The sequence below is a fragment of the Ralstonia sp. OTU4908 genome (genome assembly GCF_038440115.1).
GTDB lineage: Bacteria > Pseudomonadota > Gammaproteobacteria > Burkholderiales > Burkholderiaceae > Ralstonia > Ralstonia pickettii.
Window position 1 is genome coordinate 1 of record NZ_JASATD010000051.1, and the last position, 24,592, is coordinate 24,592.

At 61.8% G+C, this 24,592-nt stretch carries 20 protein-coding genes and 2 pseudogenes; 14 read left to right on the top strand and 8 right to left on the bottom strand.

What is annotated here, in order from left to right:
- Nucleotides 1-172 precede the first annotated feature (172 nt).
- The 6 genes and pseudogenes from argC (at nucleotide 173) to AAHM38_RS23305 (ending at nucleotide 6,627) form a co-directional block, all read left to right on the top strand.
- Entirely contained in the window at nucleotides 173-1,102 is a 930-nt protein-coding gene (gene argC, locus AAHM38_RS23285) for an N-acetyl-gamma-glutamyl-phosphate reductase (protein ID WP_003465021.1), read from the top strand.
- Between the two features lie 413 nt (nucleotides 1,103-1,515).
- Nucleotides 1,516-1,671, top strand: a pseudogene (locus AAHM38_RS25730) (OmpA family protein); the annotation flags it as partial.
- Nucleotides 1,672-2,085: 414 nt separating this feature from the next.
- Nucleotides 2,086-2,712 (top strand): DNA methyltransferase, encoded by a 627-nt coding sequence (locus AAHM38_RS23290; protein WP_003465024.1) that lies wholly within the window; start codon nucleotides 2,086-2,088, stop codon nucleotides 2,710-2,712.
- A gap of 24 nt (nucleotides 2,713-2,736) precedes the next feature.
- Nucleotides 2,737-3,765 carry an IS30 family transposase gene (locus AAHM38_RS23295; protein WP_003465026.1) on the top strand — a complete coding sequence of 343 codons (1,029 nt, stop codon included), beginning with the start codon at nucleotides 2,737-2,739 and terminating at the stop codon, nucleotides 3,763-3,765.
- A gap of 36 nt (nucleotides 3,766-3,801) precedes the next feature.
- Nucleotides 3,802-4,833 (top strand): methyl-accepting chemotaxis protein, encoded by a 1,032-nt coding sequence (locus AAHM38_RS23300; RefSeq protein WP_073454648.1) that lies wholly within the window; start codon nucleotides 3,802-3,804, stop codon nucleotides 4,831-4,833.
- 72 nt (nucleotides 4,834-4,905) lie between these two features.
- Nucleotides 4,906-6,627 carry a site-specific integrase gene (locus tag AAHM38_RS23305; protein ID WP_015063404.1) on the top strand — a complete coding sequence of 574 codons (1,722 nt, stop codon included), beginning with the start codon at nucleotides 4,906-4,908 and terminating at the stop codon, nucleotides 6,625-6,627.
- A gap of 29 nt (nucleotides 6,628-6,656) precedes the next feature.
- Here AAHM38_RS23305 and AAHM38_RS23310 read toward each other — a convergent pair whose 3' ends face one another.
- The gene (locus AAHM38_RS23310; RefSeq protein ID WP_024542570.1) at nucleotides 6,657-7,274 is read right to left on the bottom strand and encodes a LysE family translocator; all 618 of its coding nucleotides are present in this window, start codon (nucleotides 7,272-7,274) and stop codon (nucleotides 6,657-6,659) included.
- Between the two features lie 247 nt (nucleotides 7,275-7,521).
- Between AAHM38_RS23310 and AAHM38_RS23315 the strand changes: the two genes are divergently transcribed.
- Nucleotides 7,522-8,856: a chloride channel protein gene (locus AAHM38_RS23315; RefSeq protein WP_024542571.1), complete on the top strand. Its 1,335-nt coding sequence runs from the start codon at nucleotides 7,522-7,524 to the stop codon at nucleotides 8,854-8,856.
- An 86-nt stretch (nucleotides 8,857-8,942) separates the two neighbouring features.
- Here AAHM38_RS23315 and AAHM38_RS23320 read toward each other — a convergent pair whose 3' ends face one another.
- The 7 genes and pseudogenes from AAHM38_RS23320 to AAHM38_RS23350 form a co-directional block, all read right to left on the bottom strand.
- A complete protein-coding gene (locus AAHM38_RS23320) occupies nucleotides 8,943-9,461 on the bottom strand; it encodes a haloacid dehalogenase type II (protein WP_342234328.1) in 519 nt (172 codons plus the stop codon).
- Nucleotides 9,462-9,579: 118 nt separating this feature from the next.
- The gene (locus tag AAHM38_RS23325) at nucleotides 9,580-12,495 is read right to left on the bottom strand and encodes a Tn3-like element IS1071 family transposase (RefSeq protein WP_045220660.1); all 2,916 of its coding nucleotides are present in this window, start codon (nucleotides 12,493-12,495) and stop codon (nucleotides 9,580-9,582) included.
- 144 nt (nucleotides 12,496-12,639) lie between these two features.
- Nucleotides 12,640-12,834 (bottom strand): annotated as a pseudogene (locus AAHM38_RS23330) (isoprenylcysteine carboxylmethyltransferase family protein); the annotation flags it as partial.
- A 2-nt stretch (nucleotides 12,835-12,836) separates the two neighbouring features.
- Nucleotides 12,837-13,088: a DUF2933 domain-containing protein gene (locus AAHM38_RS23335; protein WP_004635207.1), complete on the bottom strand. Its 252-nt coding sequence runs from the start codon at nucleotides 13,086-13,088 to the stop codon at nucleotides 12,837-12,839.
- A 44-nt stretch (nucleotides 13,089-13,132) separates the two neighbouring features.
- Nucleotides 13,133-13,432: a YHS domain-containing protein gene (locus AAHM38_RS23340; RefSeq protein WP_004635209.1), complete on the bottom strand. Its 300-nt coding sequence runs from the start codon at nucleotides 13,430-13,432 to the stop codon at nucleotides 13,133-13,135.
- Nucleotides 13,433-13,446: 14 nt separating this feature from the next.
- The gene (locus AAHM38_RS23345; protein ID WP_004635211.1) at nucleotides 13,447-13,665 is read right to left on the bottom strand and encodes a hypothetical protein; all 219 of its coding nucleotides are present in this window, start codon (nucleotides 13,663-13,665) and stop codon (nucleotides 13,447-13,449) included.
- The gene (locus tag AAHM38_RS23350; protein WP_004635213.1) at nucleotides 13,662-16,115 is read right to left on the bottom strand and encodes a heavy metal translocating P-type ATPase; all 2,454 of its coding nucleotides are present in this window, start codon (nucleotides 16,113-16,115) and stop codon (nucleotides 13,662-13,664) included. Before AAHM38_RS23350 ends, AAHM38_RS23345 begins: the two co-directional genes overlap by 4 nt.
- 185 nt (nucleotides 16,116-16,300) lie before the next feature.
- Here AAHM38_RS23350 and AAHM38_RS23355 point away from each other — a divergent pair, with 185 nt between their 5' ends.
- From AAHM38_RS23355 to AAHM38_RS23385, 7 genes are all read left to right on the top strand, one after another.
- Nucleotides 16,301-16,801: a hypothetical protein gene (locus AAHM38_RS23355; RefSeq protein WP_004635214.1), complete on the top strand. Its 501-nt coding sequence runs from the start codon at nucleotides 16,301-16,303 to the stop codon at nucleotides 16,799-16,801.
- A gap of 606 nt (nucleotides 16,802-17,407) precedes the next feature.
- Nucleotides 17,408-17,608 (top strand): hypothetical protein, encoded by a 201-nt coding sequence (locus AAHM38_RS23360; RefSeq protein ID WP_004635218.1) that lies wholly within the window; start codon nucleotides 17,408-17,410, stop codon nucleotides 17,606-17,608.
- A 150-nt stretch (nucleotides 17,609-17,758) separates the two neighbouring features.
- Nucleotides 17,759-18,178: a hypothetical protein gene (locus AAHM38_RS23365; RefSeq protein ID WP_009277756.1), complete on the top strand. Its 420-nt coding sequence runs from the start codon at nucleotides 17,759-17,761 to the stop codon at nucleotides 18,176-18,178.
- Between the two features lie 71 nt (nucleotides 18,179-18,249).
- Nucleotides 18,250-19,554 (top strand): TolC family protein, encoded by a 1,305-nt coding sequence (locus AAHM38_RS23370; protein ID WP_004635223.1) that lies wholly within the window; start codon nucleotides 18,250-18,252, stop codon nucleotides 19,552-19,554.
- On the top strand, nucleotides 19,551-21,101 hold the full coding sequence (locus AAHM38_RS23375; protein ID WP_004635224.1) for an efflux RND transporter periplasmic adaptor subunit: 1,551 nt from the start codon (nucleotides 19,551-19,553) through the stop codon (nucleotides 21,099-21,101). The genes AAHM38_RS23370 and AAHM38_RS23375 overlap by 4 nt, the downstream gene beginning before the upstream one ends.
- A complete protein-coding gene (locus tag AAHM38_RS23380) occupies nucleotides 21,098-24,265 on the top strand; it encodes an efflux RND transporter permease subunit (protein WP_004635226.1) in 3,168 nt (1,055 codons plus the stop codon). The genes AAHM38_RS23375 and AAHM38_RS23380 overlap by 4 nt, the downstream gene beginning before the upstream one ends.
- On the top strand, nucleotides 24,262-24,592 hold a 331-nt coding region (locus tag AAHM38_RS23385), incomplete at its 3' end, for a copper-binding protein (RefSeq protein ID WP_342234327.1). The genes AAHM38_RS23380 and AAHM38_RS23385, both read left to right, overlap by 4 nt.

A 24,592-nucleotide genomic window follows, 5' to 3' on the forward strand; every position in this document is an offset into this window, starting at 1 on the left:
AACCCAGGTCGGCAATGGCCACCAACGTGCGCAGACGGTCCAGGCTGATTTCGCGCATGAGTCACTCCTTGTTCAGAAAAGCTGAATTTCATCGTTTAGAAATTCAACTTTTCCTATCTTAGCCCCTCACTGAAGATTGGAACTCCTGATTTCCTATGTCCGAGAGCATTCCATGGCAAGTCCTCTTATATTCATCGACGGCGACCAAGGCACCACCGGGTTGCAAATCCATCAACGTCTACGCGACCGGACCGATCTGCGGCTTATCACGCTCAGCCCCGAACATCGCAAGGATCCGCAACGTCGCGCCGAAATCATCAACGCCTGCGACATCGCGATTCTCTGCTTGCCCGACCAAGCCGCACGCGACGCTGTAGCGAGCATCGAAAACCCCGCCGTTCGGGTGATCGATGCGAGTTCGGCGCACCGCACCCATCCAGACTGGACCTATGGTTTCGCGGAGATGAACTCGCAGCAGGCCCAACGCATCGCCACGGCACGGCGGGTCAGCAATCCCGGTTGCTATCCCACGGGGGCGATAGGGCTGCTGCGCCCATTGCTGGAGGCCGGGTTGCTGCCCAGGGACTATCCGACGAACATTCATGCTGTGTCGGGCTATTCCGGAAAAGGGCGCGTTGGCGTGCAAGAGCATGAGGGAGAGGGCGCATCACAGGCGCCCGCGTTTCAGGTTTATGGTCTGGGGCTGGCACACAAACATATTCCGGAGATTCAGCAGCAAAGCGGTCTGATGGAGCGGCCGATGTTTGTGCCGGCTTATGGGGCTTTTCGGCAGGGGATCGTGCTGACCATACCGTTGCAACTTCGCTTGTTGGCGCCGGGCGTGGATGCGGTGCGGTTGCATGCGTGTCTTATGCAGCACTACGTCGATGCGGACCATGTACAGGTGATGTCGATGCAGGAGGCCAAAGGGTTGACGTGCCTTGATCCTCAGGCGCTTAACGGGACTGATAGTTTGCGATTGGTGGTGTGTGAAAATGATGAGACGGGGCAGGTTTTGTTGGCTGCGGTGTTTGACAATCTTGGGAAGGGAGCCGCTGGAGCGGCGGTGCAGAATCTGGATTTGATGGTTGCAGGAACATGACTCCGACTACCCACTGGCTCTAGAGTCTATGGCTCGAATTTTCGAGCGGTTGTTTCCTCTCTGTTTATGGCCTGGCATCGACGGCATTAAACGAGTCGAAAACAGAATCTACGCGTGTCAGCAGTTTGCAATCCAGTCAGGCTTTGAAGTTAAACGGTCGTCCACGACAGGCAGCAATCGGCCAACAGCGGCCGTTTTAGAGTAGGGAAAATAAATCCCCTTTTCTGCTGTCTACGCTTCGCAGCGCCGGTTACCCGGTCACCACGCAAGACTCGCTTCCGGTCGGTGGCTAACCTTTACCGGGCGGGGGTCATACCCGCTGGGTTTCTTACGCCATTTCGTGACGGCTTGCGCCGTCATTCCCAGGCGACCAAGCTTTGCCTGGCGCACATAAATCAGTCCCCTTTTTCTCTTTGCGCAGCAATGGCGTCGATCCTTCGCGCCTGCAAACCTTTGGTGCAGGCTCCAGCTCGCCCATTGCCCCCAACGACACCGCCGAGGGTCGCGCCCAAAATCGCCGCGTTGAAATCAAACTGGTGCCCCGTAGCGGCGCTGTAGCTCAAGGGTAATGGTGCCTTGGTGCTCTTTTCGTCGGATGCCCAGCTATCTTTTAATGGGTTACGGGCGATTTGCAGTGGGCTCCAAAACCTGGCCTCAGGAGGTGCAAGCTCCCGTGGCACCGGCTTTGGACTGGGCAGACCAATACGCCGGCCCATAAGCCCATAAGGATCCCGGCCTCGGCCGGGTTCTTTATGCCCGCTTCGCGGGCTTGAGCCCAGAAGGGAGCGGCGTGCGCCGGATTCGCATCTGCCAGCCAGTACGCAGCCCGTTTGGAACTCAGTTGATCCGTCTTTTTCAACGGTTTAACAGCCAAATCAATACGTTCACAAGTACACTCGCCACCCTAGGGATGGTGAAGCATCCACGAGCGGTACTAGAATTTTCAGCTTTTCGGTGCCGCCGCACGAATTCAAGGGGCAAGCATGGATTACGAACAACTGCCGAGGGCCGCCTTGGTCCGTATGCTGCAGGAGCATGATGCGGCGCTTGCCGATGCTGGCAAGAATGGCATCGTTATGAGTTACACCGGGCGGGCTGCTCCCTGGCAGATCATCCGCCAGGTCAAGCCGAAGCTGCATCGTATTATCAAGAAAGTATCCTTTGGAGAGGAAACCGCCCAGTCAGAGAATGAGATCTGGGACGGTGAAAACCTTTCTGCGATGGTCACGCTCTATAAATATCGTGGTCAAGTTGATCTTGTAGTAACAGACCCGCCGTACAACACCGGCGAGGACTTCCGCTATAACGACAAGTGGGACAAGGATCCAAACGATCCAGATCTCGGCGATGTAGTTCCTAAAGATGATGGGTCCAAGCACAGCAAATGGTTGCGCTTCATGACACCCAGAATCTGGATGATGCGTGAGATGCTAACCCCAGGCGGGGTTATGGCTATCTGTATTGATCATAGGGAACTATTTAGACTTGGCATGCTCATGGACGAAATCTTCGGCGAAGAGAATCGCATTGGCATAATCAATTGGCAGAAAAGCTATTCACCTCGCAGTGATAATAAGGGGGCGGCGGCGAAAACTGAGTGCAACACCTGACCTTTCCGGTACGGTGCTGTCCCTATGTCTTATTCCGAACTCAGCGTTGAAGAGCGCGCCACCATTCAAATCGGTCATGCCCAAGGTTTCAGCCTGCGCGGGATTGCCTGCTTGATCAACCGATCCCCTTCGACCATCAGCCGGGAGCTGCGCCGCAATCGAGATGCCTGTGGCGGCTACTCGGCCCGCGTGGCCCAGCAGCAGATGCAGGCCCGCCGTCAGGTGTGTCGACCGAAGCAAAAGCTGTTGCCGGGTAGCGAGCGCTTCGAATTGGTGGCGCATATGCTGCGTGAGCGTTTGTCTCCCGAGCAGATTGCCGGCAAGCTGCGCAGCATGAATATTCCCAGCCTCAGAGATGCCTACGTCTGTCGCGAGACGATCTATAACGCGATCTATGCCTTGCCAGTCGGCGAGCTGCGTAAAGAGCTGATCATCTGCCTGCGCCAAAGCAAGACGATGCGCAGGCCGCGCTCTGGCGGCGTGGATCGGCGCGGTCAGATCCCTGAGAGGGTCAGTATTCATGTACGTCCGCCGGAGATCGAAGACCGACTGATGCCAGGGCATTGGGAAGGCGACCTGATCAAGGGCAAGGCCAACGCCTCGTCTGTAGGTACGCTGGTGGAGCGCACCAGTGGCTACCTGATGCTGGTGAAGATGAACGACGCGACGGCGACCTCGGCGATGGAAGGCTTCAGTGCAGCGCTCAATGGCATGCCGCTGGCGATGCGCAAGAGCATGACCTACGACCAGGGCCGAGAAATGGCGCGGCATGCTGAAATCACCCAGCAGACCGGGGTGGCGATTTACTTCTGCGACCCGCACAGCCCTTGGCAGCGCGGCAGTAACGAAAACATCAATGGCCTGATCCGCCAGTACCTGCCCAAAGGCACGGACTTGTCGGTGCATAGCCAGGAGGAACTGGATGCCATCGCACTGCAACTGAACATGCGCCCCCGTAAGCGCTTCGACTTCAAGTGTCCGATCGAGGTTATGGACGAGGTGATGCAGGAAGCTATGGCTATGCGGCATGATGCTCCAGCTTCAATTCAATAACCGTGTTGCACTCAGCTCCTGTAACCGCCCACTTTAATGTCAGGAAGCTTAAGCTCTGTTAGTGTTTTGGCTATTCTCTCTCCTCTTGGAAGACTGGTTGAAAGAGCCAGGAATATTTCCAATAACCCATTAAGTCAATCCCTCTACACTGGGCGCACCGATGAGTTTGGCCAAATAGAGTTTGCTTTACGAATGATGCAAGCTGAAACAGGCGCCATAGTAGGTCGCATAGGTGATGCATCAAATCGGCTTAGCGAACACACCCGAGGCCTACTAAAGGATATTGAGTCAAGCAATGTACTTACAGTTGAGCAGCAGGCAGAGACAGATCAAATAGCAACGGCAGTAAACCAAATGGCGGCAAGCATTCAAGAGGTTGCGAGCAATGCACAGCATGCTGCAGATGCGGCCGGAAGAGCAGACACTGAGACGGCATCTGGCCAGCGTCTGGTAGCCCACACAAGCCAGTCAATCACTGCCCTTGAAGGTGAAATTAGGCAAGCCGCTCAGGTTATTCATGAGCTTGAAGGTCAAAGTAACGAGATATCAAAAGTTCTTGACGTTATACGAGGGATCGCCGAGCAAACGAATTTGTTGGCACTCAACGCAGCAATTGAGGCCGCGCGTGCTGGTGAGCAGGGGCGTGGTTTTGCTGTTGTCGCCGATGAGGTTCGCAGTCTTGCTGCTCGCACACAGCAATCGACAACGGATATTCAAAGCATGATCAGCGCTCTACAAGAGCGAGCGCAATCCGCTGTTACAGTCATGGAGCAAAGTAGTCGGCAAGCGCACACGAGTGTAGCTCACGCAGAGGAAGCAGCTACAGCTCTTGATGGAATTGGCCAACGCGTTAACGAAATTACCGACATGAACGCGCAAATAGCGACTGCGGTCGAGCAGCAGGGAGCAGTAAGTGAAGACATAAACCGCAGTATTATCAATATACGCGATGCTGCTGATACCAATGTACAGACCGGGCAGAATAATTTGCAAAGTGCGAAATCTGTCGCTCAGTTAACTAGCGCTCTGAGCGAACTGGCAAAACAGTTTTGGGAAAAACGAGGATAACGCTTTTCAGTATCTCGACAGGGATAACTATTCTTATCGTAATGGCCACATTGCTGCGCTAAACTGGCAGCCATGAAACCGCGCCCGCCTTCCACCCTTACCCCACCTGACTTCCCGGACGCCGCCTCTGTCGCCGCGCTGCGCGCCTGGCATGCCGGGCTCGGCTCGCGGCAGGCGGTGGCGCAATATCTCGGAGATGACAGGGCGCATGGCCAGTCTTCACGCGCCATCCTCGGCCGCATCCGGCGCCAGCTGGCGGCGTTCGCACGGCAGCGCGGCCGCGACGATCTCGCCGCGCTGTTCGAAATCCCTGCGTCCGAACGCGCCGCGCAGGGCAGGGCGGCCGACCGCGCCATCGACCTCTTGCGCACGCTGCCAGCCCCACGGCCATCGATTGCGGACGATATTGGCCATTGGCTGCCGGCGCGCGCGGTGGCTGCCTTGCGGGCCCATGGCATCGACACGCTGGCGGCGCTGACCGTGCGTATCCCAAGGCGCCGCCGGTGGTGGACCGCCATTCCAGGACTCGGCGCGCGCAGCGCCGCGCATATCGAGGCATTCTTCGCCGCCCACCCGGCGCTGACGGAACGCGCCCGCGCGCTGGTCGTGCAGGAGCGGCGCAGCGTGGTCGTGCCCTGGGAACAGCTGCGGCTGCCACAAGAGGTCGATGGCTCGCAAGGGCGCTTTCGCGCGCCGCGGCAGACCTGCACGCTGACGGCCGACAATGACTACGAGGCAGTACAGGCCTGGCTGGCGCTGCATGAATCGCCAGCGACGCAACGCACCTACCGCAAGGAAGCCGAACGCCTGATCCTGTGGGCCATCGTCGAGCGGCAGCGGCCCCTGTCATCGTTGACCACCGAGGACGCCGTTGCGTACCGCGCCTTCCTGCGCCGCCCGACGCCTCGGGATCGCTGGGCAGGCCCGCCGCGCTCGCGCACGTCGCCGGAATGGCGGCCTTTTACCGGCGCACTATCGGCCCGGTCGGTCGCGCACGCGCTCTCCATCGTCGGGGCCATGTTCCGCTGGCTGGCGCAGCAGCGGTATGTCCTGGCCAATCCATTCGCGGGCATCAAGGTCCGGGGCGGTGGCCGCACCGCCGCGCTGGATGGCTCCCATGCCTTCAGCGAAGGCGAGTGGCGGCTCGTCCGGACCATCGCCGATGGACTGGAGTGGTCCTATGGGTGGGAAGCCGCCGCCGCGCAGCGCCTGCGTTTCGTGCTGGATTTCGGTTATGCGACAGGGCTGCGGGCGAGCGAACTCGTCGCCGCCAGGCTGGGCGATATCGGCGCCGACCGCGAGGGCGACGAATGGCTCCAGCTGACGGGGAAGGGCGGGCGTAGCGGCAAGGTGGCCCTGCCGCCGCTGGCGAGAACGGCTCTGGAGCGCTACCTGACAGAGCGCGGATTGCCCGTCAGCCGGCGCCTGTGGCGCCCGGACACGCTGCTGGTCGGCGGCCTGGGGGGCCTCGGGGGCCTCGGGGGTCTGACCGACACGCCGGACGCCGGCATCACGACCACCCGGCTTGGACATATCGTCAAGCGGTTCTTCCTGCTGGCCGCCGATGTCATCGGCGCCGATCATCCGACGGCGGCAGAGAAGCTAAGGCGCGCCAGTCCGCACTGGATGCGGCATACGCACGCCACACATGCGCTGGCGCGTGGCGTGGACCTGACCATCGTGCGGGACAATCTGCGGCATGCGTCGGTGTCGACGACGTCGGTCTATCTGCACAGCGATGAGGTAAAGCGGGCTCGGCAGATGGGGCAGGCGTTTGCCGCCGCCATCCCCTGAGTCCATCAGACCATCAGGCCATCAGGCCATCAGGCCCGGGCTGCCACCAGTGTCCCTGCGCCGATCAGCGTCAGGCCTCCCACGCGCTGGACGTTCGCCTGCGCTCGGGCACTGGTCAGCCGCGTCGCCAGCGATCGCGCCAGCAGCGCATAGATGGCGGCATTGGCCGCCGCCATGATCACGAAGGTCGGGATCAGAATGCCGGCCTGAGGCAGGAACGAACGGCTGGCATCAATAAACTGGGGAGCGAACGCAACGAAGAAGACGATGCTCTTCGGATTCAGCGCCGTTACCAGCCACGCCTTGCCGAAGCGCTGTAACGGACGGCCCTCGCTCACCGGTACCTGGCTTGCGCCGCTTCGCGCGGCGCTCCGCAGCGCCTGGACGCCAAGATAGATCAGATAGGCGGCGCCGGCCCACTTCAATGCGGTGAACAGTGTGGCGGAGGTCGCCAGGACCGCGCCCAACCCGGCCATTGACAGGGTAAAGGCCGTGAGATCGCCCGCGGCAACACCCGCCACGGTGGCGAACGCCGACTTGCCGCGGTGGGCCAAGGCATCGCCGATCACCAGCAGGATCGTCGGTCCTGGAATCGCCAGTATCACGACACTGGTCAGCACAAACGCAATCCAATGTTCGAACGACATCAAAGTCTCCCGTTGTTTCGGAACTGCGGCGAAAGCAGCGTCGCGCCAGCTTGGCGCACCGTGCGCGGCAGTCATGGTATCGGATTTCGGTCCCAACGGTCAGAGAAGACCCGAAGGCCCCTGCGCCCTGTGCCGGTGGCGAGCCTGACAAGTCGGTCTGGGGCTCACCACTGGCATGCATCCTGCGTTTGTCAGCCGCTCCGACGCGCATTGACGCACGTCGGCACGATAACAACGAGGGGACGATATGGAGCTGCGTGGGAGCGCGAACTGGAGGAAACCACGGGCCCGTGGCCGGCTGTGGTGGCATCACGCCGTACTGTGCGTCGGTGGCACCCTGGTCGGCGGTGTCGCCACGCTATATGCCTGGCTGATCGACATCGGCCACCAGCTGTTTCTCGCGGCAAGCGCCCACGGGCCGTGGGTCACCTTGCTGCTTTCGCCAGCACTGGGCGCACTCGCAGTCTGGCTCACACACCGCTATTTCGACGGTGCCGAAGGCAGTGGCATTCCACAGATCGTGGCCATCGTCAGCGGCGGCAATGGAACGGCTAAGCCGCGTCTGCTGCGGCCGGCGGTGATCGTCGGCAAGATCGGCCTGTCCTTTCTCGGCACGCTGGGCGGCTTCACGCTCGGCCGCCAGGGCCCCACCGTCCATATCGGCGCCGCGCTGCTCGTCAGCCTCCGCCGGTGGCTCCCCGGGCTGTCCGGTCCAGCCGGCGCCCATCTCACCGCGCTCGATCGCCAGCTTGCCCTTGCCGGCGCGTCGGCCGGATTGTCGGCAGCGTTCTGCACGCCGCTGGCCGGCATTGCCTTCGCCATCGAGGAACTGGCGCGCGGCATCCCGCCGCGCGGCAGCGCGGCGTTGATCGCGGTGGTGGTCTGTGCCGGCACCGTGGCGGGCGTGCTGCAAGGCGAGGGTCCGGCGCTCGGCATGATAGCGGCCGGCCCGTCGGCACCGTACCGCATGGCTGTCGCGGTCGTGACAGCGGGCGCGGTGGCCGGGCTGGCCGGCGCCGGCTTCTGTTGGCTGCTGGTTCACAGCGAGCGGTGGTTGCCGCCTCGGATACGCGGTCTGCGCGCGCAACGCCCTGCAATGTTCGGCGCGCTGTGCGGGCTGGGCGTTGCGCTCCTCGGGCTGGCGTCATCGGGAACCAGCCACGGCAGCGGGTACGGCGAAACGCGCGCGCTGCTGGCCGGCGACCTCGTGCTGCCGGCTGCGTATCCCTTCCTCAAGGGCCTGTCCTTGCTGCTGACCTGGCTGTCCGGCATTCCGGGCGGCCTGTTCGTGCCATCGCTGGCCATCGGCGCAGGGATCGGCAACCTGCTCCAATACACGATCGGGCAGGCACCTTTGCCGGTGTACGCGGCACTGGCGATGTGCGGCTATCTTGCCGCGGTGACGCAGCGCCCGGTCACGGCTTTCGTGGTGATGATCGAACTGGTGGGAGCGCGCGGCCTGACGATTCCGCTGATGGCTACCGCGTTGATCGCGGCCGGCGTATCGAGGATGGCGGTGCCGCCCTTGTATGCAGCGCTGTCGGGGCGCTATGCGCCCGCGACAGCCACGGGCAGTATGTAAGAGGAAGTAGCGGGTGGCACGGCAGGCTGGATTGCCGCCGCCTCGCGCCCTCCCCGTCGGGAAGGGCGGAGGCCAGCGGCAGCCGCTCAAGCGCGATCCTGGCCTCGGACCCAATCGGCCAGCGTTTCCAGCGACTCGACCTGGACATCCGGCCGCGCACCCAGCTCGTCGTAGGTGTTGCCCACGCGATTGATCCACGCCACCTGGTAACCGAAGTGCTTGGCCCCTGATGCGTCCCAGGCGTTCGACGAGACGAACAGCATGTTGTCGCGCGCCAGGCCCATGGTCTTTTCGGGCAGCGCATAGACCTTGCCGTGCGGCTTGAACACTTCGACGTTATCGACGCTGATCAGATGGGCGAAGCGATCCTGCAGCCCCGCGTGGTGCACGACCGAATGAATCGACCGTACCGAGCCGTTGGACAGGATGGCCAGCGGAAGATCGAGCGCCTGAAGCATCGACAGGGCCGGCGGAGTATCCGGGTAGGGATTCAGCTTCAGGTACGCCTCGCACAACGCCGCGCGGTCCGGCGCCTGCAGCTGCAGCCCGAGATGGTTGCAGGTATAGACCAGCGCGTCCTGGGGTCTCCTCGTTTTCAGTGCAATAAGTGACGGTACGAAAAGCTAGCACTGGCGCGGAGGTGGTGTTGGTAGATCGTTGATTTCATTGACTTTCCTGTTCACTTTCAAATCTGCGATTCGTGGCGTCAAACCGTGGTCGGTTTCATCCATTGGTGCCAGTTATCGATGCATTTGGCCGCGAAGGCAGGATTTGGTCAGCATAGCGGTCAACCGGGAAGCGAAACACACCCCGCAAGTTGATGCTCTCCAGCCTGGTGGGCGCAATCTTCCCGATCAGTTCCGGTGGAATGACCTGGCGGCGGTTCGACCAGCGATCCAGGACCGCCTGCATCTGTGAGGTATTCCACGCCATCACGATGTTGGCCATCAGGCTCAACGCATCGGCCACAGCCTGCATTTCATCGACACGTTTGGCCTGCGCCGGGCTGATCCGGCCGGTATAAATGGCGCGCTTGAGGGCGTTAACAGCCTCGCCCCGATTGAGCACCCGGCGCAACTCGTTCCTGAAAGCGTCCTTGACAAAGTAGTCAGCCAAAAACGCCGTACGCAGCAACCGCCCCAATTGCACGCCAGCCTCATAGATTGGATCGCCCTGGGCGGCAGAACCGAACCGCGCAAGAGCTGCCACCGCACTGGCATGTCCGCTCATGACCGAGGCTGCCAGGTGCACCAGACTATCCCAATGCTTTTCGATCAAAGCGACGTCGACATTGGCTTCGCACACCGCAGCGATTTCTGCGGGCACTTTGGTGCCGCGTGGCACAAAGAGGTGGCGCTGTTTGAGTTCCTTCAACCGCGGGCAAAGATCAAAACCAAGCAAACGGGCATGTGACATGGCAAAGTCGGTGTAGCCATGGGTATCCACAGCAAGCTGGCTGGTCTCCAGCTTTTCTTGGCGGATGACACCTTCAATGGCCACGCCCGCCTGGCGCTCATTGAGCACAAAGGGCTGCGCATGGAAGATGCCCCACCGGTCTTTTACATGGGAGTAGATTCCAATGGAAGGTGTGTTGCGCCGAGGATCAAGCCGGGCTTGCCACACCCGTTTGGTGGTCTCCATGGTCATCATGTCAGAAGATGCCAAATCGGACCGCCCCCAGGTGGCGGCAATCGGGTGTCGCTGCATGAATTCCAGCACAGCCTGGCAGGCCTGGCTCAGACGCCGTTCGTCCCGCGCCCAGCGCATGGCCTGGCGAATGCTGGTGGCAGACAATTGCGGAATCATGCGCGCGCATTCGACCGCAGTCAGACTGGTGCCGTGGGCCATGATGCCGGCATAGACCATCAGCAGCTCGTCGGTAGAGCGCGGCTCACGTCCGAGCATGATCCAGCTAAAGCGCACCTGGGCGTCAACGGCCAGAATCACTTCCGGCAATTGAACCTCACCGATGCGGTGATCCAAAGCCGCGCGCAGCTTGGTCACTTCTGGGTCTTCGTCCTCTGCGGGCAATGGCGACAAATGGAGTTCATCATCCACGCGCAGTACGCCACTGCGGGCTGCAGCGGCCACCGCATCGACACCGGCAGTTACTCTGGCCAGCAAAGGCTTCAAGAAAGTGGCAGCCTTGCTGGGTAACGATAGACGGGCATAGTGTTTCTTGGACTCTGCCTGCCAACGCTCGTCCGTGAAGAACAAGCGCGCACGACCCCGAAAGCTCAGGCTGTGCTCAATCCAGACCGAGCCATTGCGCACCGCGCGGCGCAGGGCAAACAGGGTGGCCACCTCCAACGCCTGAAACGCCCGTTCCCGGTCTGGGCTGGAGATCGAAACCTGCCAGATCATTCCCAGACTTGGTGCCACCACTTCAACTGGCAGCTTTCTGGATCCTTTGAGATATAAAGCTTGCAGCTTGGCAAGGTACTCGATGGCAGGATGCTCGCCGGTGGCCTGCCAGGGCAGCTTTGCAATGGCGACGAGCAACGACCGCACGGGGCGAATTCCATCAATCAATCCCTCGCGGACCAGGGAGGCCCTGCTCGGTGGTTTGCGTTTCTGGGTTTCGGTGATCAAGGCTTCAAGACGGGCACGCAACTCAGCATCTGGCACCGCACCTTGCGCGCTCAAGGCAACAAGTTCGCCGAGCAGCGTTTTGTACATTGCGGCCCAATTGACGGTAGCGGGGACATCGGCGGCAGCCTGACGCCACAGATCGGCGATCCGGCGCTGCACCATAAGGATCAACTGGTCTGTGGTGGTGAACAGGCAATACCGAAGAAAGCATGCGACCTCCACGGTGCGCGCTGGCTCTTTGATCTTGGCTCCGGCTGAGGGCGGCCTGGAGACAAGTCGGCGCGCGTAGCGGCGCAAGATGAGATCGGGGATGTCTGCCAGGTGCTTATGAACGTCCAGCGTGTAAAGCAGGTCGATGCGCTCCAGTACCTCGCTGATTTGGCGGGTTGAGTGTTTCGCCGGTGCAGCCCATAGCCAACTCTGCTGGGTTTGTCCATCTGGGCGCGGCTCTGAAACTGAGGCTCGCCAGCGATCAAGTGTTGCTGGATCAACGCTGGCGGCGATGGCGGTGCCTGTTTCAACTTCAAGCTGGGCAAGTGCCGCCGCAATCAGTGTCCGAATTGCCCGCTCGTGCACGATCACCAGCTTGTTCTTGTACAGCCATTGACGCGCCCGCACGAGTAGCTGATCGCGGTCGGCGCAGCGCGCCACTTCGTCGCGCAGTTCACGTACCAGTGAGCGGCGCTGGTGCTCGCTCATCCACTGGAATCCAAGGACCGTGCAGGCTACTTGTTGGTGATCGAATAGCGTGCGCCCGCGTTCATACATGGCTCTCAGCGAGGCGACTTCTGGTGCTGCAATGCCAAGCTCGTTGCCAAGGTGGCGCCACAAGGCTACTGGAATTACCCGAAAGGCACCGAGCAAACGCCCACTCATGCGCAGGAAACCAATATGGAGCGCCAGACCAAGCTTGTGGGAATCACCTCGGCGTGCATTGATTGCGTCGCGCTCGGCACCATCGAAGGTGAAAAATGCCTTCATCTCGAAGTCGCTGATATCGCGGGGGAGCCCACGCATCCCCAAAAACGTTGTGTGCCAACCCTGCATCGTGAACCTCAAAAGTGGGAGGCCACCATACCCGTTTACAAAGCGAACAGGAAAGTCAATGAAATCAACGGTCTACCCAGACCACCCCCGCGCCAGTGCTAGCTTTGCGTACCGTCACTTATTGCACTGAAAACGAGGAGACCCCAACAAGTAGATCGTCAGTGGGAACCCGTACATCTCCGTAAACAGCGCCACGAGAAACGCCGAGAAGGCCCCGAAGGACCGCCAGTCACGCGAGGTCTTTGGCTTGGTGAAGCTGAAAGCGAAGATGATGAAGATGGCCGAGTTGATGATGACCAACGACCAGAGCCCGTAGCCGGATTGTGTGTCGTGCTGCATCGTTACTCTCCCTTTGGATGTACGTGCGTTGACGGCTCGCCCCCTTCGTCTTGGTGGCCGTGGTGCATGAACAGGTGCATCAACGGGCAAGTAGCGAGCAACAGGAAGGGCAGGAACGGGATCACGTGTGCCCGATGTTCCGTGAACAGGAAATAGGCGATCACAAGCAGGAAGCCTATCAAAACCCACCTGGACCTGAAGACTGTCCTGTGCGCCGCGTGCGGCCCATCTTCAGGGTTCATTTGATCATTCATGCGAGCCTCCTCGTCCACAGGCAATCGGCTTGAAAAAAGGCTGGCTAGCAGCACCCGCCGTGATGGCGATGGTGTTGGTGGACGAAACGTGAAGGATTCTGCTGAAAGACCGCGCGAGATTGCTCAGACTCGAAGTAGAACGTCTTCCCTTCAAAATTGGCCGTGATGGCGTGGGTCGGGTCAACCCGGTTTCCGGTCACTGGGTCACTGTTTGCATCTGGAGCGCCGTGCATCATGCCGGCACCCTCGCCGCCTCTGGAGCGCATCGCTTGGCTGCGCCAAAGGAACACCACCACCAATCCGCCCAGCACGATCCAGATCAGGTTTTGCGAAAGCCAGGTCATTTTCCACCTCCGTCTTACGACTTCCTACGCGATTTCAGTTCCCGCTCCACTGCCGCCTCAACCTCTCGTCTGGTTTGCCGTGAAAGACGCAAACTCATCCAGATCACCCAGACCGGACAGGCCAGGAGAATCAGCGCAACCAGCACCGAGAACAGTGAGATTCCGTACCAATAGAGGATGGCGGCGGCCAGCGCCGTCGCCACGGCGGCACAGAACCAGACAGCGGGTTTCATGCCGGCACCTCCTGCGCCTTACTTGTCAGCCGCACGCGCTTGAGCATGGCCGAATTCGCCACCACGCTAAGCGAGGACAGCGACATCGCCGCCGCCGCCAGGATGGGATTGAGCAGGCCGAAAGCCGCCACCGGAATGCCGATGGTGTTGTAGAAGAAGGCCCAAAACAGGTTCTGCTTGATCTTGCGCATCGTGGCGCGGGACAACTCGATGGAAGCCGCCACGTCGCGTACGTCATTGCGGATCAGGATGATGCTGCCGGTCTCCTTGGCCACATCCGAGCCCGAGCCGATAGCGACGCCGATATCCGCCGCAGCGAGCGCGGGCGCGTCGTTGACCCCATCGCCGACCATGGCAACCACCTCGCCGTCCTTCTGCAAGCCCTGGATGGTCTTGACCTTGTCTTCCGGCATGACCTCTGCGATTACGCGCTCGATGCCGACCTGCCGCCCGATAGCTTGCGCGGTGCGCTGGTTATCCCCACTGAGCAGAACCACCTTGATGCCGCGCGACTTGAGCATGGCAATGGCCTCTGACGCCTCTGGCTTGACCGTATCGGCCACGGCGATGATGCCAAGCAGTTCATGCCCGATCCCCGCCAGCATCGCTGTCTTGCCATCAGCCTCCAGCCCGGCCAGCGTCGCTTCAATCGTATCGACTGAGATGGCCTGCTGCGCGAGCATGCGCCGGTTTCCTAGCCAGGCCTGCTGGCCGTCGATGGCCCCCTGAATACCCATCCCCGACAGCGCCTGGATGTTGTTCGCCTTACGCGTCGCCAGCTCACGATGCTGTGCGGCACGGACGATCGCTTCGCCCAGCGGATGCTCCGAGCCGGACTCGACCGCTGCAGCAATACTGAGCAGCTCGGCTTCCTGGTGTGTCCCAAGCGGCAGGATATCGGTCACGGTCGGTTCGCCGCGCGTAATCGTGCCCGTCTTGTCAAAGACAACGGTGGTCAATTTCTCAGCGCGTTCGAGCACTTCGCCGCCGCGGATCAGGATGCCGGCGTCCGCGCCTTTTCCCACGCCGACCATCAAGGCGGCAGGCGTCGCTACACCCAGAGCGCACGGGCAGGAGATGATAAGCACGGCAATAAAGGCGAGCAGCCCCTGCGGGAAATGCCCCGCGAGCGTCCATCCGATGACAGCCAGCAGTGCAACGCCCACGACCGCCGGCACAAAATAGCCGGTCACCTGGTCGGCCAGCCGCTGAATCTGTGCCGAGCTTGCCTGCGCGTCTTCTACCATCTTGATGATCTGCGCCAGCGCCGTATCCGCACCGATGCGGGTCGCCTGGAACGTAAAGGCGCCTGACCGGTTCAGCGTACCGCCGATCACCGTTGCCCCAGGCTTCTTGTCAACTGGCATCGACTCCCCGGTCAGCATCGATTCGTCCACGCTGGTTTGCCCGTCCGTCACCTTGCCATCGGTTGGAATCTTCTCGCCGGGGCGGACCACTACCAGCTCCGAGACCATGATGCTTTCGGCGGGAATCTCGACTTCCTTGCCATCGCGAATCACGTGCGCCACAGCGGGCTTGAGGTCAAGCAGGCGACGGACTGCGGCGGAGGACTTCTTTTTGATGATCTCCTCCATGTACTTGCCCAGCAGCACAAAAGCGATGATGACCGCGGACACCTCGAAGTAGACATCGCGTTCGGCCACCTTCACCGGCAACCAGGATGGGAAGAACAACACGACCACGCTGTAGAAGTACGCTACCGACGTACCCAGCGCGATCAGGAAATCCATGTTGATGTTGCGCGTGCGGACCGCGTTCCACGCGCCTTTGTAGAAGCTCCAACCTCCAATGAACTGTACGGGGGTCACCAGCAGGAACAGCCATATTCCCCATGTGAACCAAGGCAGCGCCGGAATGGGCGCCCAAGTCAGCAGGGTCGCACCTGCAGCCAAGGCCAGAAACGCCCCGGCGCGTAACACCGCCAACGCCAGCACACCGGTCAAGGCAATGGTGACGCGCGTCTTCATCGCCTTCAGTTCGGACTCCGGCGACTCAAACGTGTGCAGACAGCTCTCGCTGCAGAAGTAGTACTTTCGCCCTCCTCGCTCTGCGGACAAGGCAGTGGCCTTGTCAACCATCATTCCGCAGATGGGGTCCTTGGCCAGTTGCTTCGTGCTTGCGGACACCGCAGCAACTCCGGTTGGCGCGTGATCATGGGCCGCGCCGTCGTGGTCATGCGCGTCATGCGCGTCATGCGAGAGATATCGCGCCGGATCAGCGAGAAAAGTCTTCTCACAGTGCCGAGAACAGAACCAATAGCGCTGATGCCCGACTTCCGTGCTGGCTGCTGCCTGCGCAGGGGAAATCTCCATACCGCAAACCGGATCGCGCACGCGACCGGCATCGACGACCGGTTGAGCGATGCGCAGCGCGCTCTGCCGACCGACCACTTGATCGCCACGATGGTGTCCGATGGAATCGCTTGGCATGCCAACCTCGGATGTGCTGATTGTTTAACTTGATTAGGTCTGGGCACAACTACGATTGCAGTGTGTTCCACGCCCGGAACGGGAGGTTGATACGGGTCAAGCGAGAGCAATTCGTTGTGATACGTCAACTGGCGACCACCGATCGCATATCAAAATGAAATCCCATCATTTCAGGAGGCAGCACCATGACGAACAACAAGCATGTTGGCTTTCTTGTAGCAGGCGCGCTGCTGATCGCCAGTGCATCGGTCTGGGCCGTTGACGAGCACCACCCCGCCGCAGCGAGCCAGCCTAGTGCGGCAACCCCAGCGAAGACTGCCCCTGCCACGGCAAACTCTGCGGATACGGAAAAGCGCTTCGAGCAAGCCCGTCAGCAGATGAAGAAGATGCAGGCCCAGATGGACAAGATCCATCAGACCAAGGACCCGAAGGAACGGCAACGTCTGATGGCCGAGCACATGCAGGCCATGCAGGACACGATGCAGACAATGCACGGTATGGGCGGCCCGATGATGATGGACATGATGGGCGGTCAAGGGATGGGGGCCGGCGGTGCGGCGCCGATGATGGGCGGCTCGGGCATGCCCATGGAGCAGCGCATGAACATGATGGAAAACCGCATGGACATGATGCAGATGATGATGGACCAGATGCTCAAACAGCAGGAACCATCAAAGAAACCTTGACGTTGCCATTGTGGGAAGGTGAATACTGCCCAGAATTGGTCAACAGGCGTGCGTGACGCATACCTGCTGACCGTTAGCTTGAACCTACGCAACATCTGACAAAAATCCGCGCGCGATGAATCCCCTTTGGCGCATGCTGATGATCGTGCTGCTTGCCGTGGCGTTGCCTGCGCGCGGGCTCCCCATGGCATCAATGCAGATGCACGGCGCTGTGGGTCTGCCAGGGCTGTCGACAGCGCATGATGTCGTACAAGCCGAGAAAGGACACCCCTGCCATATCACCGGTGACGGCCATGCCCAGAGTGGTTCCGACTGCACGGACACCGCTCCTTGCGTGTCTTTCTGCGCTGTGATCGGGGCGCTTTCCAGCCCAGCGATGCCGCTCGGCGCCAAGGGGATGCACATCCTGGTTCCCGCCCAGGAGCCTGTCTATATTTCCGCAGTTCCTGTGCCGCTCGAACGGCCACCCCGAGCCCGCTCCATTTAGCTTTACGGATCGCGCCTTTTTGCAGTGCGGCATCCGTATAGCGGCGTAAGCGAATACGCCACGCAAATTGCTAAGCCGGCATTCATGCCGGCCCCGCGTGAAATCACTGGAGCATCACCATGAAGAAGGTCATTCTTTCCGCTGTCGGCTTGGCGGCTGTTTTGACATCGTTGACGGCCATTGCCGGGCCAGACTGGCAGGTCATCGAGAAAGCTCGCAACGCGAAACTTGCGCAGATCCGCGCAGCGCAAGCGCAGAAAAGCGCTGGCATGCCTGCGATGCCGCAGCCCTGCCAAGACATGATTCAAGCGCCGAAATAACACGGTGGGGCGTTCTGCATTATCGGCAGGACGCCCATCGCGCGATGGCACGTTTGCGGCAGATCAACCCGTTCGATCATAAGCCGCGTCCGCGTGCACATCGCGCGTAGCCGCTGTTACCATTCGATCCAATCACATCATCTGCAGAACGTGCGCGCATCGCTTCGCCGGCCGTGGTTCGCCGGATTCCTAGTCATCGCTTTCCTGACAGTTCAACTGGCAGCGGCAGCATACGCCTGTGCGGCAAGCCGCGGCTCAGCGGAGGTCATGCCCACCATGGCCGATGCGACCGACGCCGGTGCCATGGTGCAGTCGTGCCCCGAGATGGCCATGCAGGCGCAGCAGGATGTGCACCAGCATGACGGCCTCTGTCTTGAGCACTGCCAGAGCGGCACCAAGTCGGCCAATCACGTATCGCCGCAGATTCCCATCTTCCTGCCCGTCCTGATCCGGATGATCACGGCCGAGCCAGTCATCATGGCGGACGGCCAATCGGTCTTGCTCGCCGATGTGGCGCCCCGTGCACCACCACCCCCGATTCCCATCCTGAACTGCTGTTTCCGCACGTAGCCTCCGAAGCGACGTATCTCTCACGCCTTGCCGCCTAACCGGCAAGGTGGTCGTTGCTTTCCGGAGGCTTTATGCTTTTGCGTTTTCCCCCACGCGGTGGGCGCTTGCTCGCGCTCGCCGTCCTGCTGCTTTTAAGCAGTCATCTGGCGTATAGCCAGACCGATGCGCTCTCCTTGCAGGAAGCGATCGGCTTGGCATCGTCCCGCTCCGCCGACGCGGAAACCTCCCGCGCCGGTGTACAGTCGGCGCTCGACATGGCCGTGGCGGCAGCCCAACTGCCCGACCCTGTCCTCAAATTCGGCGTGAACAATGTTCCCGCCGATGGCAGCGACCGGTTCTCCATCGGCACCGATTTCATGACCATGCGCTCGGTCAGCGTGATGCAAGAGCTCACGCGGACCGAGAAGCGCCGTGCCCGTGCGGAACGTTTCAACGCCGAGGCCTCCGCGGCCGAAACACAGCGTGTCGCCGCGCTGGCAGCCGTCCAGCGCAGCACAGCGCAAGCCTGGCTTGACCGCTGGTATGCCGCACGTACCGTTCAACTGCTGGCGGAACAAACAGCCTCTGTCGCCTTGCAGGTCGAGGCAGCCGAGGCGGCCTATCGCGGCAATCGCGGCTCACGCGCCGACATCGTAGCTGCACGCCTTGAACGGCAGCAGTTGCAAGACCGGACCGACGAGGCCCGGGCGACGGAAGCGTCTGCCAAGGCCATGCTGCGGCGCTGGGTAGGCGACGCATCCAGCCGCCCGCCCGCCGCGCCCCCCAGGTTCGACGTCCCGCAGTGGCTCGACGCGCTGGACGACGCGGCCATCGATACCCTGCCCGATGTGGCCGCTGCCAGCGCGCAAGCCGCCATGGCGGACGCTGAAGGACGTGTCTCTCGTGCGGCCAAGACACCCGACGTGACGGTGGAGCTGATGTATAGCCAGCGCGGACCGGCTTACGCCAACATGGTGTCGTTGAACGTCTCCCTGCCGATTCCCTGGGATCAGAAGAACCGCCAGGACCGCGAGGTCTCGGCCAAGCTGGCGCAAGCCAATGCCGCGCGCGCTCAAGCAGAAGTCTTGCGGCGCAACATGGTGGGCCAGATTCTGGGCAAGCGCGAGACGTTGCGACTGAACCAACGCCGCCTGGATCGCTATCAAACCACGACCGTCCCGCTAGCGCGCGCGCAAACCGAGGCAGCGCTAACGTCCTACCGGACTGGAAGCGGTTCGCTCGCCGCGGTCGCCGAGGCAAGCCGCAAGGCACTCGACCTTGCGCTGGAACGTCTCAAGCTCGAAGCGTCGACGGCCCAACTCTGGGCCGAGCTCGCCTTCCTCAAACCGCTCCCCACGGCAAACCAGCCGACCTCCAACGTTGGAGTTCAACCATGAACCGAACCATCTTTGCGCGCATTGCAGCCAGTCTGGTGTTGGCGAGCCTTGGCATGGGCGCCACCTACTACCTTGGCGTGAGGCAGGGACAGCGGAGCGCGCCCACGCAGGCGGCAGCATCTGCCCAAGCCGCCGATGCCCCGCTCAAAGCGGGCGACATCGATCCCAAGACGGGCAAGCGGATTCTCTATTGGCAAGACCCCATGGCACCTGGCCAGCGTTTCGACAAACCAGGCAAATCACCTTTCATGGACATGCCGCTTGCCCCCGTCTACGAGAATGGCGCCGGCGGGAGCGCCGCCGTCACGGTTGATGGCCGTGTGGCACAGAATCTTGCTGTGCGCACGGCTGAGGTCAAGACCGGCCGGCTGGACGCCATGCTGGAAGTGCCCGGCAATATCGCCATCAACGAGCGCGGCATCGAGATCATTCAAGCGCGCGCCGCCGGCTTTGTCGAACGGGCGTACGCGAAAACCACGTTAGACCCGGTCAAGCGCGGGCAACCGCTGATCGTCGTCTACGCGCCGGAATGGGTCGCCGCACAAGAGGAGTACCTGGCCGTTTCGCGTACGGCCAACGCCCTGCAGGGGGACCTGCGCAGCGCAGCGTTGCTGCGCATGCGCCAGGCCGGCATGACGGAGGCGCAGATCCGGCTGGTCGAATCCACCGGCAAGCCACAGCCACGGCTGGCGATTTCCAGCGACATCGATGGCGTCATCACCGAGGTCGGGGTCCGGGACGGCATGGCTGTCGCACCCGGCATGACGCTCTTCAAGATTGCCGACTTGTCCACCGTGTGGGTCTTGGCGGAGATTCCCGAGAGCCAAGCATCGGCCATCCGCCCGGGCCAGGCGGTGACGGCCACGGCGACGGCAATCGCTGGACACGCGCTGACCGGCAAGGTGGATGCCATCCTGCCCGACGTCAATGCCAATACGCGAACCGTCAAGGTGCGCGTCGAACTCCAGAACCGGGACCGCCGCCTCTTGCCCGGCATGTTCGCCAACGTGCGGTTTGGCGCGCAAGCCGGCCCGGACAAGCTGCTGGTCCCCACGGAGGCGTTGATTCGCACCGGTACGCGCACGATCGTCATGGTGGACGCCGGCAATGGCGGCTTCAACCCCATCGAAGTCAAGACCGGAGCCGAAGCCAATGGGCAGACCGAAGTGACCGACGGTTTGAGCGCGGGACAGAAGGTGGTGGTTTCCGGGCAGTTCCTGATTGATTCGGAAGCTAGCCTGCGCGGCACCGCCCAACGCATGGCATCGCCACCTGCGGCCTCCGCGCCCGCAGCGGCCGCCATCGAGCATGAAGGCGTCGGCCGCATTGAGGCTGTCACCAGCGAAGGCCTGACGATCTCACATGGCGCGATTCCGTCCGCGCACTGGAGCGCGATGACAATGGATTTTGCCGCACCGCCCTCCGGCCTGCCAAAGCGCTTCAAGCCTGGGGACCGTGTGCGCTTCCGGTTCCAACTGCATGACGATGGCATGGCAGTCCTGTCCTCGGTCGAGCCGGCCGGCGCGGATCAGGGGGGCAAGCCATGATCGCACGGCTGATTCTCGCGTCCATCCGCAACCGCTTCCTGGTGCTGCTAGCGACCGTCATGCTGACGGCCTGGGGTCTGTGGGCCGCGCGCAGCACGCCGCTCGATGCGCTGCCCGACCTGTCGGACGTACAGGTCATCATCCGCACGCCGTTCCCTGGCCAAGCGCCGCAGATCGTGGAAAACCAGGTCACGTATCCGCTGACCACCACCATGCTGTCGGTGCCGGGCGCCAAGACGGTGCGCGGCTACTCGTTCTTCGGCGATTCGTTCGTCTATGTGCTGTTCGAGGACGGGACTGACCTGTATTGGGCACGCTCGCGCGTGCTGGAGTACTTGAACCAGGTGCAGTCCCGCCTGCCTGCGGCGGCCAAACCGGCGCTGGGCCCGGATGCCACCGGCGTGGGCTGGATCTACGAATACGCGCTGGTCGATAAGACCGGCCGGCACGACTTGGCCCAACTGCGGGCGTTGCAGGACTGGTTCCTGCGCTTCGAGTTGAAGGCCCTGCCGAACGTCGCGGAGGTCGCTTCCGTCGGCGGCATGGTCAAGCAGTTCCAGGTGGTGTTGCAGCCGGACCGGCTGCGTGCGTTCAACCTGACACAGGCCAAGGTGCTGGCAGCGCTCAAGGGTGCCAACCAGGAGACCGGTGGCTCCGTGCTGGAACTGGGCGAAGCCGAGTACATGGTCCGCGCCAGCGGCTACCTGAAGACGCTCGACGACTTCCGGCAGATTCCCCTGATGACGAACGATGCGGGCATCGCCGTGCATTTGGGCGATGTCGCCACCGTCCAACTCGGGCCCGAGATGCGCCGTGGCATCGCGGAACTGAACGGTCAGGGCGAGGTGGCAGGTGGCGTCGTCATCCTGCGTTCAGGCAAGAATGCCCTGGAGACGATCGAAGCCGTCAAGGCCAAGCTCGCCACGCTGCGCACCAGTCTGCCCGAAGGCGTGGAGATCGTTCCTGTCTACGACCGGTCCGGTTTGATCAAGCGCGCGGTGGACAACCTGACGCACAAGCTGATCGAGGAATTCATCGTCGTCGCTGTCGTGTGCCTGGTGTTCCTGTTCCATCTGCGCTCGGCACTGGTGGCAATCGTCTCGCTGCCGCTGGGCGTCCTGGCGGCCTTCCTGGTGATGCGATACCAGGGCGTCAACGCCAACATCATGTCGCTGGGTGGCATCGCCATCGCCGTCGGCGCCATGGTCGACGCGGCCGTGGTGATGATCGAGAACGCGCACAAACATCTGGAGCATTGGCTCGAGGACAACCCCGGCCGCGAACTCACAGGCCACGAGCGCTGGAACGTGATCGGGGAATCGGCGGCAGAAGTGGGGCCGGCGCTGTTCTTCTCGCTGCTGATCATCACGCTGTCGTTCATCCCCGTGTTCACGCTGGAGGCGCAGGAGGGCCGCCTGTTCTCGCCGCTGGCGTTCACCAAGACGTATTCGATGGCGGCAGCGGCTGGGTTGTCGGTCACGCTGGTGCCTGTGCTGATGGGCTACCTGATCCGCGGGCGTATCCCGAGCGAGCAATCGAACCCGCTCAGCCGCTGGCTGATCCGCCTCTACCAGCCAATGCTGTCCAAGGTGCTGGCGTATCCCAAGGCGACGGTCGCTATCGCCATTGTGCTGCTGGGGGCAACGGCCTGGCCGATCCTGCGCACAGGCGGCGAATTCATGCCGCCGCTGGATGAGGGCGATCTGCTGTATATGCCGTCAGCATTGCCTGGGTTGTCGGCCGGCAAGGCGGCTCAGCTCCTGCAGCAGACCGACCGCCTCATCAAGACGGTTCCCGAAGTGGCCAGCGTGTACGGCAAGGCTGGGCGCGCGGACAGCGCAACGGACCCGGCGCCGATCGAGATGTTCGAGACCACCATCCAGTTCAAGCCGCACGACCAGTGGCGCCCCGGTATGACGACCGACAAACTGGTGGAAGAACTCGACCGCGTGGTCAAGGTGCCGGGGCTGTCCAACATCTGGGTGCCACCGATCCGCAACCGCATCGACATGCTCGCCACCGGCATCAAGAGCCCGGTCGGCATCAAGGTGGCGGGCACGGACTTGAAGGAGATCGATCGACTGACCACTCGGATCGAGGAGACCGTCAAAACCGTGCCGGGTGTCACCTCTGCGCTAGCGGAGCGGTTGTCCGGCGGACGATACATCGACGTGGACATCAACCGACAGGCCGCCGGCCGATACGGCCTGAACATCGACGACGTGCAAAGCATCGTGTCATCCGCCATCGGTGGCGATAATGTCGGTGAGGTGGTTGACGGCCTGGCCCGCTTCCCGATCAACCTCCGCTATCCGCGCGATTATCGGGATTCCGTGGAGCAGTTGCGGCGTTTGCCGATTGTCACTGACCGGGGCCAGCAGATTGTGTTGTCCGACGTCGCGGACATCCGCGTCGTGCAGGGCCCGCCGATGCTGCGCAGCGAGAATGCCCGGCTCTCGGGTTGGATCTATGTCGATATCCGGGGGCGCGACCTGCGCTCGGCGGTGAAGGACATGCAGGCAGCAGTGACCAAGGCGGTGCCGATGCCGGCGGGCTACGCGCTGAGCTGGTCAGGGCAGTTCGAGTACCTGGAGCGTGCGAGTGCCAAGCTGCAGGTGGTCGTACCATTCACCTTGCTGATCATCTTCGTGCTGCTGTACCTCGTGTTCGGCCGTATCGACGAGGCGCTGCTCATCATGGGCACGCTGCCGCTCGCACTGATCGGCGGGTTCTGGCTGCTGTATCTGCTCGGCTATAACCTGTCGGTGGCCGGAGTCGTCGGCTTCATTGCGCTCGCCGGGGTGGCGGCCGAATTCGGCGTGATCATGCTGCTCTATCTCAAACACGCTTGGACCGAGCGGCAGGAAAACGGTCAAACTTCTACCCAAGCGCTACTGGAAGCGATTCAGGAAGGCGCCGTGCTGCGTGTACGCCCCAAGGCCATGACGGTGGCCGTCATCCTGGCTGGCCTGCTCCCGATCATGTGGTCGGACGGCACAGGCTCCGAAGTCATGCAGCGCATTGCCGCGCCGATGGTCGGCGGCATGATCACCGCGCCGTTGCTGTCCCTGTTTGTCGTTCCTGCTGTCTACCTGCTGCTGCGCAGGCGTGGCAGCGGGCAATCCATTCCCCAACCACCCTCTCATGACAAGGTCTCACGATGAACTACGTTTCCGCTGTTGTATTCGCCCTGACGCTGGCGTCGACTCCAGCCGCCTTTGCGGCCACGCCGATGGAAGGTATGGACATGAAGCCTGCTGGTCAAACCAAGCAGGCGCCCAAGCCCGTGGCAGCAGAGGTCCGCAAGATCTACCTCGACACCGGCAAGGTCACGCTTAAGCACGGCGCCATCGACAATCTCGGCATGGGCGCCATGACGATGACGTTTGCCGTCAAGGACAAGGCATCACTGCAGCACTTCAAGGAGGGCCAAGCGGTGTGGGCCGTCTTTGATATGGTCGACGGTCAGCCGACCGTCGTCGATTTGCGGA

What these genes read in the sequence shown, in the direction of transcription:
- AAHM38_RS23380 (WP_004635226.1), top strand. Translation starts at nt 21,098, where the DNA reads ATGATCGCACGGCTGATTCTCGCGTCCATCCGCAACCGCTTCCTGGTG.
- AAHM38_RS23305 (WP_015063404.1), top strand. Translation starts at nt 4,906, where the DNA reads ATGAAACCGCGCCCGCCTTCCACCCTTACCCCACCTGACTTCCCGGAC.
- AAHM38_RS23295 (WP_003465026.1), top strand. Translation starts at nt 2,737, where the DNA reads ATGTCTTATTCCGAACTCAGCGTTGAAGAGCGCGCCACCATTCAAATC.
- AAHM38_RS23375 (WP_004635224.1), top strand. Translation starts at nt 19,551, where the DNA reads ATGAACCGAACCATCTTTGCGCGCATTGCAGCCAGTCTGGTGTTGGCG.
- AAHM38_RS23310 (WP_024542570.1), bottom strand. Translation starts at nt 7,274, where the DNA reads ATGTCGTTCGAACATTGGATTGCGTTTGTGCTGACCAGTGTCGTGATA.
- AAHM38_RS23335 (WP_004635207.1), bottom strand. Translation starts at nt 13,088, where the DNA reads ATGAATGATCAAATGAACCCTGAAGATGGGCCGCACGCGGCGCACAGG.
- AAHM38_RS23345 (WP_004635211.1), bottom strand. Translation starts at nt 13,665, where the DNA reads ATGAAACCCGCTGTCTGGTTCTGTGCCGCCGTGGCGACGGCGCTGGCC.
- AAHM38_RS23325 (WP_045220660.1), bottom strand. Translation starts at nt 12,495, where the DNA reads ATGCAGGGTTGGCACACAACGTTTTTGGGGATGCGTGGGCTCCCCCGC.
- AAHM38_RS23350 (WP_004635213.1), bottom strand. Translation starts at nt 16,115, where the DNA reads ATGCCAAGCGATTCCATCGGACACCATCGTGGCGATCAAGTGGTCGGT.
- AAHM38_RS23355 (WP_004635214.1), top strand. Translation starts at nt 16,301, where the DNA reads ATGACGAACAACAAGCATGTTGGCTTTCTTGTAGCAGGCGCGCTGCTG.
- AAHM38_RS23290 (WP_003465024.1), top strand. Translation starts at nt 2,086, where the DNA reads ATGGATTACGAACAACTGCCGAGGGCCGCCTTGGTCCGTATGCTGCAG.
- AAHM38_RS23315 (WP_024542571.1), top strand. Translation starts at nt 7,522, where the DNA reads ATGGAGCTGCGTGGGAGCGCGAACTGGAGGAAACCACGGGCCCGTGGC.
- AAHM38_RS23360 (WP_004635218.1), top strand. Translation starts at nt 17,408, where the DNA reads ATGAAGAAGGTCATTCTTTCCGCTGTCGGCTTGGCGGCTGTTTTGACA.
- AAHM38_RS23340 (WP_004635209.1), bottom strand. Translation starts at nt 13,432, where the DNA reads ATGACCTGGCTTTCGCAAAACCTGATCTGGATCGTGCTGGGCGGATTG.
- AAHM38_RS23370 (WP_004635223.1), top strand. Translation starts at nt 18,250, where the DNA reads ATGCTTTTGCGTTTTCCCCCACGCGGTGGGCGCTTGCTCGCGCTCGCC.
- AAHM38_RS23300 (WP_073454648.1), top strand. Translation starts at nt 3,802, where the DNA reads ATGTCAGGAAGCTTAAGCTCTGTTAGTGTTTTGGCTATTCTCTCTCCT.
- argC (WP_003465021.1), top strand. Translation starts at nt 173, where the DNA reads ATGGCAAGTCCTCTTATATTCATCGACGGCGACCAAGGCACCACCGGG.